Origin of the sequence: Aeromonas sp. QDB63, assembly GCF_027707425.1 — a bacterium.
GTDB classification, from domain to species: Bacteria; Pseudomonadota; Gammaproteobacteria; order Enterobacterales; family Aeromonadaceae; genus Aeromonas; species Aeromonas caviae.
In genome coordinates, this window is sequence record NZ_JAPCIS010000082.1 from 1 (window position 1) to 634 (window position 634).

Sequence of the window (634 nt, forward strand, 5' to 3'; positions counted from 1 at the left end):
GGCACGGTGTTTGAGCCCGTCAACAGCTTCAAAACCAATCAGACCAAGCTGGCAAGGCTCCAACGCCAGTTGAGCAAAAAGGTAAAGTTCAGCAGCAACTGGAAGAAACAAAAAGCCAAGATCCAGCGGCTGCACTCACATATCGCCAATACCCGCCGCGATTACCTTCACAAGGTCACAACGACTATCAGCAAAAACCACGCGATGATCGTCATTGAGGATTTGAAGGTTGCCAGCATGTCAAAATCAGCAGCGGGCACGACCAGCCAGCCGGGGCGCAACGTCCGGGCAAAATCAGGGCTGAATCGTTCGATATTAGATCAGGGCTGGTTTGAGCTGCGCCGCCAGCTCGAATATAAGCAGGCATGGCGAGGCGGTCAGGTGTTGGCGATAAACCCGGCCTACACGAGCCAGCAGTGCGCCTGTTGTGGGCATACTGCGAAGGATAACCGCCAGACGCAAAGCCAGTTTAAATGCGCTGCGTGTGGTTATGAGGCGAACGCCGATGTGAACGGCGCTCGCAATATTTTAGCGGCGGGACACGCCGTTTTAGCCTGTGGAGGCGTGGTGCAATCAGGCCGCCCGATGAAGCAGGAACCCGGTACTGCGCGAGCAGCTATCACCCAGTAATGGG

The 634-nt window shown here is 55.7% G+C and carries 1 protein-coding gene; it reads left to right on the plus strand.

Translation table 11 applies throughout. The features are described 5' to 3' along the window. The coding region (locus PG879_RS20470) for an RNA-guided endonuclease InsQ/TnpB family protein (protein WP_223930194.1) at positions 1 to 630 on the plus strand (630 nt) is incomplete at its 5' end. Positions 631 to 634 lie beyond the last annotated feature (4 nt).